This is a genomic window from Sphingobacterium composti (assembly GCF_009829075.1).
In the GTDB taxonomy this organism is placed as follows: Bacteria; Bacteroidota; Bacteroidia; order Sphingobacteriales; family Sphingobacteriaceae; genus Sphingobacterium; species Sphingobacterium composti.
The window spans coordinates 40,956-53,524 of the sequence record NZ_WUQZ01000012.1; the positions used below are offsets into that span (position 1 = coordinate 40,956).

10 protein-coding genes are annotated in these 12,569 nt (G+C 36.6%); 8 read left to right on the plus strand and 2 right to left on the minus strand.

Annotated features, from left to right (window positions below):
- Nucleotides 1-440: 440 nt before the first annotated feature.
- From GOQ17_RS09455 to GOQ17_RS09465, 3 genes are all read left to right on the plus strand, one after another.
- Nucleotides 441-3,707 carry a SusC/RagA family TonB-linked outer membrane protein gene (locus GOQ17_RS09455; RefSeq protein WP_159637098.1) on the plus strand — a complete coding sequence of 1,089 codons (3,267 nt, stop codon included), beginning with the start codon at nt 441-443 and terminating at the stop codon, nt 3,705-3,707.
- 11 nt (nt 3,708-3,718) lie between these two features.
- The gene (locus GOQ17_RS09460; protein ID WP_159637099.1) at nt 3,719-5,488 is read left to right on the plus strand and encodes a RagB/SusD family nutrient uptake outer membrane protein; all 1,770 of its coding nucleotides are present in this window, start codon (nt 3,719-3,721) and stop codon (nt 5,486-5,488) included.
- Nucleotides 5,489-5,630: 142 nt separating this feature from the next.
- Complete coding sequence (locus tag GOQ17_RS09465) at nt 5,631-6,236, plus strand: FMN-binding negative transcriptional regulator (RefSeq protein ID WP_159637101.1); 606 nt, start codon at nt 5,631-5,633, stop codon at nt 6,234-6,236.
- 27 nt (nt 6,237-6,263) lie between these two features.
- Here the strand turns inward: GOQ17_RS09465 and GOQ17_RS09470 are convergent, their stop codons facing one another.
- On the minus strand, nt 6,264-6,785 hold the full coding sequence (locus tag GOQ17_RS09470; protein WP_159637102.1) for an NADPH-dependent FMN reductase: 522 nt from the start codon (nt 6,783-6,785) through the stop codon (nt 6,264-6,266).
- A 206-nt stretch (nt 6,786-6,991) separates the two neighbouring features.
- On the opposite strand from GOQ17_RS09470, the gene GOQ17_RS09475 reads away from it, so the two are divergent.
- The 5 genes from GOQ17_RS09475 to lepB are packed head-to-tail and all read left to right on the plus strand — an operon-like array spanning nt 6,992 to nt 11,694.
- The gene (locus GOQ17_RS09475) at nt 6,992-7,792 is read left to right on the plus strand and encodes a ParA family protein (protein ID WP_159637103.1); all 801 of its coding nucleotides are present in this window, start codon (nt 6,992-6,994) and stop codon (nt 7,790-7,792) included.
- Nucleotides 7,792-8,706 (plus strand): ParB/RepB/Spo0J family partition protein, encoded by a 915-nt coding sequence (locus GOQ17_RS09480; RefSeq protein WP_159637104.1) that lies wholly within the window; start codon nt 7,792-7,794, stop codon nt 8,704-8,706. The genes GOQ17_RS09475 and GOQ17_RS09480 overlap by 1 nt, the downstream gene beginning before the upstream one ends.
- Nucleotides 8,706-9,443: a DUF5683 domain-containing protein gene (locus GOQ17_RS09485; protein WP_159637105.1), complete on the plus strand. Its 738-nt coding sequence runs from the start codon at nt 8,706-8,708 to the stop codon at nt 9,441-9,443. Before GOQ17_RS09480 ends, GOQ17_RS09485 begins: the two co-directional genes overlap by 1 nt.
- Nucleotides 9,444-9,456: 13 nt before the next feature.
- Entirely contained in the window at nt 9,457-10,200 is a 744-nt protein-coding gene (dapB, locus tag GOQ17_RS09490; protein WP_159637107.1) for a 4-hydroxy-tetrahydrodipicolinate reductase, read from the plus strand.
- A 54-nt stretch (nt 10,201-10,254) separates the two neighbouring features.
- On the plus strand, nt 10,255-11,694 hold the full coding sequence (gene lepB, locus GOQ17_RS09495; RefSeq protein ID WP_159637108.1) for a signal peptidase I: 1,440 nt from the start codon (nt 10,255-10,257) through the stop codon (nt 11,692-11,694).
- 74 nt (nt 11,695-11,768) lie between these two features.
- Here lepB and GOQ17_RS09500 read toward each other — a convergent pair whose 3' ends face one another.
- The gene (locus GOQ17_RS09500) at nt 11,769-12,488 is read right to left on the minus strand and encodes a pyridoxine 5'-phosphate synthase (RefSeq protein ID WP_159637109.1); all 720 of its coding nucleotides are present in this window, start codon (nt 12,486-12,488) and stop codon (nt 11,769-11,771) included.
- Nucleotides 12,489-12,569 lie beyond the last annotated feature (81 nt).

Consider the following 12,569-nt stretch of genomic DNA (forward strand, 5'->3'; position numbering starts at 1 on the left):
GCTAATACTTTGTCAAAAGACAAAAGAGCTTTTATGTAGTGAAGGAATTACAAAAACATTAATTATGACAAACTGTGAAACAATAAATTAGAAATTGTGAGTATCACTATTTTTAAAAGGATCCAAATACGCCTCATCCTTTAAACTATAGTAGCCGTCTTTCGACACGATGATATTGTCACAAGCCTAACTATCAAGCACCTTTCCAGCTTCAACAGCTTTAGTAGTAATAGCTTTAACTTGTGGGCTAGGTTTTAATTTCACAAATGCTTATGGTGTATGTAAAAACTGAAATATTTTTTGTTTTTAGTTTACAAACTATCGATTGCACATGCTTTTTGCTTCTTTAAATTCGTAAATTTTTCTTGTTTTTAAAATATAACTAATTATAGTGATTGGTTATTGGTAGCTTGTAACGTAAACTACTAACTTAATAAACTATGAAAAAAAAATACCTATTCAAAGGAATGATTCCTATTGGAGTATTAGGGGTTTTTACCTGTAGCGGAATAGTTTCTGCTCCACTTAATCTATCTGCCGCGACTAATCTAACTATTATTCTTCAAAGCGAAATTTCTGGAAAAGTTGTAGATGCGCAGGGCAATCCTATTGCAAGTGTCACTATTTCAACTGCAGATGGCAAATCCACAAGTACATCTGTTGGCGGAGAATTTAAAATTCAGGCCAAAGTAGGAGATGTGTTGACACTTAAAAGCGTAGGCTTTCAGACGCAGCAATATACGATTGCGAACGCATCAGCTAACGTTATACAATTAGTAGAAGATGTTGGCAATTTGGAAGAAGTTGTCATTGTGGGGTACGGAAGACAACGCAAGGGAAATCTAACGGGTGCGATATCTTCTGTCAATGCAGATCAACTAAAAAATATTGCTCCATCTAATTTGTCTAATACTTTGGCTGGACGTGCGCCAGGTGTTAATGTTACCAATACTTCTGGTATGGCTGGAGCATCATCGAGTTTACGTATTCGTGGTAGTTTTGCCGAGCCACTTTATGTTATTGACGGTATCGTTAGAGATAAAGCTGCGTTCGATGCTTTAGAAGCAAATGAAGTCGATCAAATGAGTTTTTTGAAAGACGCTGCTACTGCTGCTGTTTATGGTACACGCGCAGGTAATGGTGTAGTGGTTGTAACCACGAAGAAAGGGACAAATCAGGCTCCTGTATTTAATGTACAAAGTAATTATACTTTAGGGGCTCCAACACAAACGTTATTAGCGGATATCACTACAGCTGCTGATGAGTTGACATATCAAAATCGTGTATCTCAATTTTTGTGGGAACGTGGTAATCGATCAACACCTTGGGTGGCACCTAACACCCAAAAAGAATTCGATTATTTCAAAGATAAGGTATATAGCGTCAATGATATGATTTGGCGTAATCCTTTTAGCCATAGGCAATCCATTTCTTTGACCGGTGGGGGAGATAGAATAACTTATTACAACTTGTTAAGTTATAGAAAGGAGAATGGTTCGTACAAATCATTGGATCATGAAAAGTTTAATTTGAGAAGTAATGTTAGTGCGCGAGTGACGGATGATTTCAGTATTGATGTAAATATTGCTGCAAATCAAACGAATTCGAAACGCTTTTATTGGCCATTTAGTACCTCAGCTGCAGATGATGATTTCGATGTTTCGGATTTTTATCGCGTGACATTCAATTGGCCTAAAATGTATCCATTTTATCTAAATGCAGATGGATCGCCAAGTAGCACGCCTACTGAGTATCCGGTGCAAACACCAATGGGAAGTTGGCAAGCATGGAATGTAATTGACCAAGTAATTGGAAATCGCTACATAGACCGTAAAGTGCGACAAGTGAATCCGATTATGACTTTAAATTACAAGTTAGATAAGCTAGTGGAAGGTTTGTCTACGAAAGTAGTGGGAAGTTATGTCGCTGATGATTATATGCGTAAGCGATTCATGACATTCCAAAAGAACTATACGTTTACTTCTTTGGATGCGAGTGACAATAGATTCATTCCTGCGCCACCGACAGAAGATAAAATAAACATTTTTACATTTAGTCAAGCCCAGCCTTTCTTAGATTATACACCAGAACGTGAATGGGAATACCAATTAAACTGGTTTTTGAACTATAATCGTACATTCAATAAGCACTCTATCGATGCCTTGTTAGTGTATGAGCAATATAAATTTGGCGGCATGTATGTTAATTCAAGGGCAGAGAATCCAATAGTAAGCTTAGATCAAATGTATATTTACCCGACAGATCGTAATTTCAGATCAACTAATGCAGGTGAGGCTGTAGATGCGCGTCGTGGTGTTATTGGTCGTGCTAATTATAATTATTCGGATAAATATATTGCTGAATTCTCATTCCGTTATGATGGTTCACCGTTATTTCCTGGTGACAAGCGTTGGGGCTTTTTCCCTTCTATGTCTGCGGCATGGCGTATTTCCGAGGAAAGCTTTTTCGAAAGTGCTAAAGCCACATTTAATGACTTGAAGCTAAGAGCATCGTTTGGTACAACGGGTAATGATTTGAATGTCGGTGCGGTGAAGATTGCTCAATTCTTATATCAGGAAAACTACGCTCCTTCTGGTGGATATATTTTTGGAGACCGCTATTACAATGGTGTAACTTATGGTGCTAATCCTACGCAAAACCTTACGTGGACAACTTCAAAAAGTTATAACCTAGGTCTAGACTTCGCGATGGCAAATAATCGTCTTTCTGGTAATATAGATGTTTTCAAAAGAGATGAGACTGATATTTTGGGAGGTCGAAACCTGATTGTTCCAGATAATTACGGTCGTACTTTAGCACCAGAAAATTATGCTGCTCGTAGTTATAAGGGTGGTGAGTTTACCTTGGGATGGAACGATCGTGCAGGAGAATTTTCTTATGGTATAACAGCAAATATGGGCTATGCAGTCGATCAATGGAATATTTATGATGAAGAGCCATCTTATGAATCAGGTAGAGAACAAAATTTTAGATCAAGAATAGGTCGACCAGAGAACAGAATTATTGGTTTGGAAGCAGTAGATATAGTAAGAACACAGGCACAATTGGATGATCTTATTAGCAAAGGCTTTAAAACGTATGGTCGTGATCCTTACTTAGGAATGATTTTGTATAAAGATATCAATGGAGCTAACTATTCTGGTGGTCCTGACGGAAAAATTGATGATAATGATATGATGTTGTTATCAGAGAATAATACGCCACGTATTAATTATGGATTAGGATTGAATGCAAGTTGGAAAGGTTTATCTATTTCGGCTTTATTACAAGGTGTAATGGCTTACGATAGAATTATTAGTAATCAAGAAGGTGCTGGAATGCGTCAGCATGGTGGTTCATTCCGTCCATATTACCCAATATGGGCTGGAGATGTGTGGACTCCCGAAAATCCAAATGCGCAATACCCTCGCGTAGTGGGTTCAAACTGGCAAGAATCGGGTAGTGTAGCATCGACTTTCTGGATCAGAAATGGAGCTTACATGCGTTTACGTGACTTAAATGTGTCATACGGTTTGCCACAAACTCTTGCTAACGCAATGAAAATCAAAAGCGTAAATGTATTCTTCAATGGAACTAATTTATTTGTGTTATCGCCAATGACAGAGTTTCATGATCCAGAACAGAAAATGTATGATTCCTACCCTGTGATGAAGACTTTTACATTAGGCTTAGATGTTAAATTTTAATGATTACTACTATGAAAAAGATATTATATCCTATACTAGCCCTAGCTTTAGCGACATCTTCCTGTAAGGATGTCCTTGATATTCCAAATTTAGGTTCGTTGGATGAAGAAAGAGTATGGAATGACCCTAATCTAGTTAATGCGTATTTAGCAAATCTATATCCATTATTCGGAAACTGGTCTGCTGGAGCAGATAATAATTCAGATCAATTGATAGGAATTAATTTTCCGCTGGATGCGGTGACGGTAAATAATTCATCTTATAAAGCTTGGGATTATACAACTATAAGAAGAATAAACACGGCCATTCAGAAAGTGAATGCAAGTACAGGTCTGTCTACAGAAGTTAAAAACAGTGTACTTGGACAAGCCCTATTTATGCGCGCATATTTGTATTTTAATATGGTCAAATTTCACGGCGGTGTTCCCTATATTACAGAACCACAAGAGTTGAATAGTGAAGATTTAGAAACACCTAGGAATAGTACGAAAGAATGTTTTGAGTTAATCGTAAAAGATTTAGATCAAGCTATTTCTTTGCTTCCCGCAACCATTCAAAAGGGTTCTGCTGAGTATGGCAAGATAGATGGAAATTTTGCAGTCGCATTCAAAGGGAAAGTTTTATTATACAAAGCGTCACCTCAATACAATCCTACTAATCCATTTGGAAATGCATACTGGGCAGAGGCAAATACAGCCAACAAAACAGCTTATGAGCGTCTTATAGCAAATGGCTATAGCCTCACACCAGATTATTATAATATAGCTTTGCAAGAGAAGGGACCTGAAGTAATCTTTGCTGTGATTAATACATATCCCAATAAAGTAGCGAGCTACGATTATGGTGTACGTCCAGGTTCTGAAAGTAGAGGTACAGCAAGCTCGGTGCCATCTTGGGAATTTGTGAAATCATTTCCGATGAAAGATGGTAAGCTTTATTCTGATCCTACAAGTGCTTATTACAAGACCGAAGCTCAGTTTTTACAGTCATATTGGGAAAATCGAGATCCAAGATTTGATAAATCAATTGTTTGGAATGGTAAAATCTATGAAGTATCGGGTAAGATGGGTAAAAGACAATATACTTCTGTAGGTGTGGCGGCAGCATTGGATGATTTTGGTATTAATCCAAATGCGCGGACGCCATCCGAAAACTTGAATCGCTATAGCGGATTCTTCATCTTGAAAAATTCTAAACTTTCATTAAAACAAACTGAAGTAGAAACGCAATATGATGTAGATTACGTTGTGATGCGCTTGGCTGAGGTTATGTTGAATTACGCCGAAACGGCGAATGAAACTGGAGATTTGAATACAGCAAAAGATCTCTTGAGGAAAATTCGTCAGCGTGCTGGTATTGATGCTGGATCAGATGGAAACTATGGTATTACTGCAAATACCAAAGAAGGGATAAGAGAGGCTATTCTAGCTGAAAGAAATATTGAATTCTCGTTTGAAGGGCATCGTTTTTGGGATTTGAGAAGATTGCGTAAACTTGATGTATTGCACAATAAAACCAAATTTGGTGTAGAAGCAATTGCTATCAATCCTGATGGTTCGGAAATGAATTTGGAACAGGCTGCGAATTTAGCGCGTAATTATCAACTTGTTGAGAGTCAGTTTAAATATAGCTTGTTACAAGTTCCTCGTTCTGGTGCGCAGGTAAATATAGTACCTGATACTTACTATTTCTTCCCTTTAGCACAGTCAGTATTGGATAAAAATTCCAAATTGGAACAAAATAAAGATTGGGGAGGATCATTCGACCCTACGATAAATTAATCACTGAATAATAGATAAAGCAAAAGCATCAAGGATTTGATGCTTTTGCTTTTTATAAACTCATTAATCTCTAAAGGTTTGGTGTGTAAAAATCTCCTATTAAAACTATAAATTTATTGAATTAACATAAAACTAGATTAAGGTGTATATTCCTAAAATTAATAAAGTAGAAGATAGAGGGGAGATTTTATCCTTCATGAAGCGTTTCAGTTTTGCTACTATTATAACATCAAAAAATAATTATCCAGTCGCTACTCACTTACCTTTTGTGGTGGAAGAAAGGAGGGATGATATATTCCTAATCTCTCATTTCGCCAAAGCGAATCCGCATTGGGAAGATATAGAGGAGAATGAGGTGTTAGTTATTTTTACAGAGCCACATGCTTATATTTCGACAGACAATTATGAGAAGGAAACAAATGTTCCTACTTGGAATTACATGGCGATTCATACGTATGGAAAAGGGAAAATTGTTTCTGATGATAAAAAGTACGATGCAGTTAAAGCGATGATTCTTAGTTTTGATTCATCATATCAAAAGCAATGGGAAAATCTAGCAATAGACTATAAAGAAAAAATGATGAATGGTATAGTTGCTTTTGAGATTGAAGTAACCAATATCGAAGCGAAATTTAAACTAAGTCAGAATAGATCGATTAGAGAAAAGCAAAATATTATACAATCACTTTCAAATAGCAATAATACAAGTGAGAATTTGATCGCTGATTATATGCGAAATCAGAAGTAAAAAATAGTTTTTGAGGAAGCTAACTAATTAAAATCTCACTATCTCATCGATCTGTTCATTAACGAATTTCGACGTAATTGGGTTTACAAATAAGCCTTCGCTATTCAGTTCATCTTTGATGTGTGGTATATGAATTTTGAGTGGTAATACGTGCATACGCATATAATTGCATACACCAGTAAAGTGATCTACTCCGCGAATATTGCCGTATTTACCTGTAGAAACACCTACTAACGCGGCTTTTTTGTGTGTAAATGAGGTTGGGTAAGAGCAGGCATCTACAAATATTTTTAAAGCGCCAGGATAACTGCCATTGTATTCTGGGATGACGAAAATGAATTTTTGTGCTACTGATACTTTAGCTTGAATAGTGGAAAATGCATCCGATCGCTTACCGTACAAATCTGTGTACAAAATGTCGTGTGGCAAGTCTTCTAAAGAGAGGATTTCCCAGGCTTCCCCTTTGAGAAGCAATTCACCTTTATAATAGTTGGCTACTTTTAAAGAGTTACTACCCAACCTATTTGTACCTGATATAATTAAATTCATTGTGATGTTGCAACTTATCGTAATCGATACACGATTTGTCAAATCGTAAACCAATTTTTTGTATCTTAGCATCCTGAGTAATAGTATCAGGAAGTTCTCAAAAATAGTAAATTTAACATCATTTAAGTATTTAATACCTAGTGTAAATGTTAATTTTATCAGAGAACTACAATTGATAGTACAAAATTGTAAAGGTTCGGTATCTCATGGGAAAAATAATTGCAATAGCAAATCAAAAAGGCGGTGTAGGGAAAACAACAACTTCAATCAACTTGGCTGCAAGTTTGGCTGTTTTAGAATATAAAACGTTGCTGGTGGATGCAGATCCGCAAGCAAACTCCACTTCGGGCATCGGTTTTGACCCGCGTGGGATCAAGGCAAGTGTGTACGAGTGTTTGGTTAATGATTTGAATCCACGTGATGCTATCAAATCAACAGATACACCTCATTTGGATTTACTCCCAGCGCATATTGATTTAGTTGGTGCCGAAATCGAGATGATCAACTTGAATGAGCGTGAGTACAAGATGAAGAAGATGTTGGAAGAGATCAAGGATGATTATGATTTTATCATCATAGATTGTTCTCCTTCATTGGGTTTGATTACGATCAATGCTTTGACAGCATCTGATTCGGTGATTATTCCAGTTCAATGTGAGTATTTCGCTTTGGAAGGTTTAGGTAAGTTATTAAATACCATCAAAATTGTTCAGAATAGATTAAATACAAATTTAGAAATCGAAGGAATACTATTGACGATGTATGATGTACGTCTTCGCCTTTCTAATCAGGTGGTTGAAGAGGTGCGTACGCATTTTACGGATTTGGTATTTGAGACGATTATCCAACGAAATACTCGTCTTAGTGAGGCGCCAAGTTTCGGTATTTCGGTTATCATGCACGATGCATCGTGTAAAGGTGCAATAAACTATTTGAATTTAGCTAGAGAAATTTTACAAAAGAACGGATTGGTAGAACATAATAAAGAAGAAAAGGCAATCGTATAATGGCAGCATTACAACGTAAAACAGGATTAGGAAAAGGACTTGGTGCGCTGTTGCAGGATGATTTGAAAGTATCATCTAGTACTACCAAAAGCGAGATCGGTGATACAACTGCACCATCGGCAGGTAGTATTAATTTTATTAAAATAGAACAAATTGCAGTAAACCCATTTCAGCCGCGTACTGACTTTGATGAGAATGCTTTAAAAGAGCTTTCGGAGTCCATCGTGTTGCAAGGGTTGATTCAGCCAATAACTGTAAGACAAGTAAGTAAAAATCAATACCAACTCATCTCTGGTGAGCGACGTTTGCGTGCATCTATGTTGGCAGGAATTACAGAAATTCCAGCTTACGTACGTACAGCGAATGACCAGCAAATGTTGGAAATGGCATTGATTGAGAATATTCAACGTGAAAATTTAAATGCCATTGAAGTGGCTTTGAGTTTTCAGCGTATGATCGAGGAGTGTAATTTGAAGCAAGAAGAATTGGGTGATCGTGTGTCTAAAAATAGATCTACAGTTACTAATTATTTGCGTCTTTTGAAGTTGCCTCCCGTTATTCAAGTAGGTATTCGTGATGGTAAAATTTCGATGGGCCATGCACGAGCATTGATCAATGTGGGTGATATAGATAAACAACTTTTTGTTTATCAAGAAATCATCGACAAAGATTTATCGGTTCGTATGGCAGAGATTTTGGTACGTAATATCCAAGAACAGCTAAAGCCTAAAAAAGGAAAAGGTGTAGGCAAGCAATTGGATTTTCAATACCAAAAGATTGAAGATGATTTAGCATCAAAATTTTCTACACGGGTGCGGTTGAACTTAAAAAATACAAAAGGAAAGGGAGCTATTGAGATTCCATTTGAATCAGAAGATGATTTGAGCCGTATTTTAGAATTGTTAGATTGGTAATGACCAAATATTTAGTCTTTATTTTCTTTTTATTGTGTTCGTTGGTAGGCTTTTCTCAAGTCGAAACAACGAAGAAGCCTACTTTGGACAGCACAGCTTTAAATACTTTAGATAGTGTAAAAGCTGCGCAAGATACCGTTAAAAAGGAAACACGCGCGGAGCGGAAAGCACGTGAGAAAGCAGAGAAGGAGCGTGAGAAATATTATTATAAAGATATTTTAAAGGATTCTACTCGCTTGGCTATTGAAGAATTATCCACAAAAGCTTGGAGAAGATCCTTAATAGCTCCAGGATGGGGACAGATTACCAATGGAGGTAAATTCGTGTGGGTAAAGTTGCCTATTATCTATGGAGGTTTGGTTGCAGGATATATGACTTTCGACTATTGGAATTGGTACTATAAAAAGTTTGTTGATGAAGCTGCTTTTCGAATTGATAATAATGGCGCTACAAATGATCCTGATTTAGAAGGCTATCAAAGTTTAGATGGATTAATTAGAGCTAAGGATAATTACCGACGTTATCGTGATATGACTATTTTGGTCACAGCTGGTTGGTGGGGATTGAATGTGTTGGAAGCATACGTAGATTCTATGTTACGCTTTCGTTACGATATTGGTGATGATTTGGGTTTTAAAATTACACCTACGATGTTGCCAACATCTAATTTGGCATACAATATGAATTTTGGCCGTCAGTTTACTCCTGGAGTTAAATTGACGTTTAATTTTAAATAGATAAACCTGAAATATGAAAATCGTTATACTAGGTTATGGCAAAATGGGGCAATTGATTGAAAAATTTGCACTCAAAAGAGGACATGAAATAGCTTTAGTTGTTGATGCGCACAATAGAGAAACCTTAACTGCTGAAGATTTAGCAGATGCAGATATTGCCATAGACTTTAGTACGCCTGATGCGGCATTAGAAAATATCAGTCTATGTTTTGAAGCAGATTTACCGCTAGTGGTAGGTACAACAGGATGGTATGAGCATTTGCAAGAGGTCAAGGAAACGTGTTTAGAGGCAAATCAATCTTTATTGTATGGCTCAAACTTTAGTATTGGCGTAAATATTTTTTTTCATATCAATAGATTATTAGCGAAAGCTGTAAGTCCTTACCAGCAATATGACGTACAGGTGGAAGAAATTCACCATATCCATAAATTGGATGCACCTAGTGGTACGGCAATTACAATTGCCGAAGGTATTATCGACAACAGTGAGATTAAAAAATCTTGGGTGAACCAAGTAGTAGGATCTGACGAAGAAATCGTAAATCAACCAAATGAATTATTGATAGAAAGTCTTCGAATCGAAGAAGTTCCTGGTACACACACTGTACTATATAGTTCTGAGGTAGATCAAATAGAATTCAAGCATACAGCGCACAATCGTGATGGATTTGCTTTGGGAGCTGTCGTAGCAGCCGAGTGGTTGTATGGTAAAAAAGGGTTTTATCAAGTAACAGAAATTTTTGATTTTAATAAATAAAAAACAGATTGGATTTACTTCGTTAGGTCGTCTGTTATAATGAATAAATAAAGTATGTGGTATTTAATTTTTGGTGTCTTAGCAATTGTAGCGCATTACGGGTTATTTTTATTGTTTAAGAAAGCTGGTAAACAAGGTTGGGAAGCATTTGTTCCTTTCTACAATGTTTATGTGATGACACAATTGGTCGGTCGAGCAGCGTGGTTGGTAGCGTTACTCATTGTGCCCATTATCAATATATTTGTTTTCTACAGTTTATATTTGGATCTAATAAAAGCATTTGGAAAGCAACGTTTTTGGGAAACAGCAGCTGCAGTGTTAGTTCCATACATTGTATTGCCGATGTGGGGTAGCGATCCGAATGTGAAATACAGAGGTCAGTCAGCTACTGAAGAATTCAAAAAACTATATCCCTACAAAAAATCGGTTGGTCGCGAATGGGCAGATGCAATCATCTTTGCGACGGTTGCAGCGTCTTTAATTCGCGGGTTCTTAATCGAAGCATATATGATTCCGACGGGATCAATGGAAAGAAGATTATTAGTTGGTGATTTTCTCTTTGTGAGTAAGCTCAATTATGGTCCACGTATTCCAAATACTCCTATAGCTTTTCCGTTTGCGCACCATACAATGCCACTTACGGGAGGTAATGCTTATTCTGAATTAATACATATTCCATACAAAAGATTACCCGGTTTCCAAAAAATTGAACGCAATGATGTGGTAGTTTTTAATTATCCAATGGAAGCAGATGAACCATACAATCGTCCTGTTGATAAGCGTGAGAATTATATCAAACGTGCTGTCGGTATCCCTGGTGATGAAGTTTCTATGAAAGATGGTAGATTATATGTAAATGGAAAGATCTCTTATGAGTCTGATGATTTACAAACTTCATACATTGTTTTTTCGGATCCTTTTGGTATATCTGAAGATAATTTGATAAAAAATCGTTTCGAGGTTGATATGGAAAACACAGATCCTTCGCAAGGTATCTATGTGTTACATATCACTCCAGCTGAAGCAGAGTCTATTCGTTCTTGGTCTAATGTTAAGGAGGTAAGAGAAGTAATCTATGGTACTGATAATCCGAATTATGCGTCATTTCCAAACTACGATTGGAACGAAAGACAATGGACTTATGACAACTTTGGGCCAATAAAAGTTCCTGCAAAGGGCTGGAAGGTAAAATTGGATAAATGGACTTTGCCTTTATATCAACGTGCAATAACGGTTTATGAGGGAAATACACTAGAAATTAATGGTGATGATATTCTTATAAATGGTCAGAAGACTGATTCTTATACATTCAAAATGGATTATTATTGGATGATGGGAGATAGCCGACATAATTCATATGATTCACGTGGATGGGGATTTGTGCCTGAAGATCACGTTGTAGGAAAGGCTTTATTCACTTGGTTAAGTTGGGATAAAGACGGTTCTTTCCTATCTAAAATTCGATGGAATAGAATTTTCAAGGGTATTGAATAATGCCTTAGATATAAAAATAGAAAAGCTCTGATTGACTTTCAATCAGAGCTTTTCTATTTTTATATTAATTGTTACTAAGCCTTTAAAGCGGCTAGATAGCGTTTTATTGTTTCTTCTAAACCTAAGTAAAGTGCATCAGAAATTAATGCATGTCCAATACTTACTTCTAATAATCCTGGAATATGTTGGTTGAAATAAGCCAAATTATTTAAATCTAAATCATGACCTGCGTTTAATCCTAAGCCTACTTCTCTAGCTTTTATCGCAGCTTTAAAATAAGGCTCTATCGCTTTTTCTTTATCAAAGCCAAATTCCGAAGCATATGCTTCCGTATACAATTCAATACGGTCTGTTCCAGTTTCCGCAGCGGCTTCTACCATTTCTTCGATAGGATCGACAAATATAGAAACACGAATTCCAGCATCTTTAAATATTTTTACCGTCTCTTTTAAGTATTCCCTATTTTTAATAGTGTCCCAGCCATGATTTGAGGTCAACTGTCCTAATGCGTCAGGAACCAACGTTACTTGTCCAGGGTTATTTGCTAATACCAGTTCTACAAACTTCTGTTCTTGACAATTTCCCTCAATATTGAATTCGGTTTTGATTTCAGCTTTTAAATCATAAACATCTTGATATCGAATATGGCGCTCATCAGGACGAGGATGCACAGTAATTCCCTCTGCACCAAAGCGCTCACAAGCTAAAGCTGCAGCCACCAAATTCGGAACATTACCACCTCTAGAATTACGAAGTGTTGCAATTTTATTGATATTAACGGAAAGTCTAGTCATATGTAAGATTTGTAAGATGTTAACTATACAAATGTAAAGAAAGTTTATCATTTGGCTAATTGAAAGAAAATTCCTGCTATA

Excerpts from the sequence above, each read along its gene's own strand:
- GOQ17_RS09480 (WP_159637104.1), top strand. The coding sequence starts at position 7,792 with ATGGCAGCATTACAACGTAAAACAGGATTAGGAAAAGGACTTGGTGCG.
- GOQ17_RS09460 (WP_159637099.1), top strand. The coding sequence starts at position 3,719 with ATGAAAAAGATATTATATCCTATACTAGCCCTAGCTTTAGCGACATCT.
- GOQ17_RS09485 (WP_159637105.1), top strand. The coding sequence starts at position 8,706 with ATGACCAAATATTTAGTCTTTATTTTCTTTTTATTGTGTTCGTTGGTA.
- GOQ17_RS09475 (WP_159637103.1), top strand. The coding sequence starts at position 6,992 with ATGGGAAAAATAATTGCAATAGCAAATCAAAAAGGCGGTGTAGGGAAA.
- GOQ17_RS09455 (WP_159637098.1), top strand. The coding sequence starts at position 441 with ATGAAAAAAAAATACCTATTCAAAGGAATGATTCCTATTGGAGTATTA.
- GOQ17_RS09470 (WP_159637102.1), bottom strand. The coding sequence starts at position 6,785 with ATGAATTTAATTATATCAGGTACAAATAGGTTGGGTAGTAACTCTTTA.
- GOQ17_RS09500 (WP_159637109.1), bottom strand. The coding sequence starts at position 12,488 with ATGACTAGACTTTCCGTTAATATCAATAAAATTGCAACACTTCGTAAT.
- dapB (WP_159637107.1), top strand. The coding sequence starts at position 9,457 with ATGAAAATCGTTATACTAGGTTATGGCAAAATGGGGCAATTGATTGAA.
- lepB (WP_159637108.1), top strand. The coding sequence starts at position 10,255 with ATGTGGTATTTAATTTTTGGTGTCTTAGCAATTGTAGCGCATTACGGG.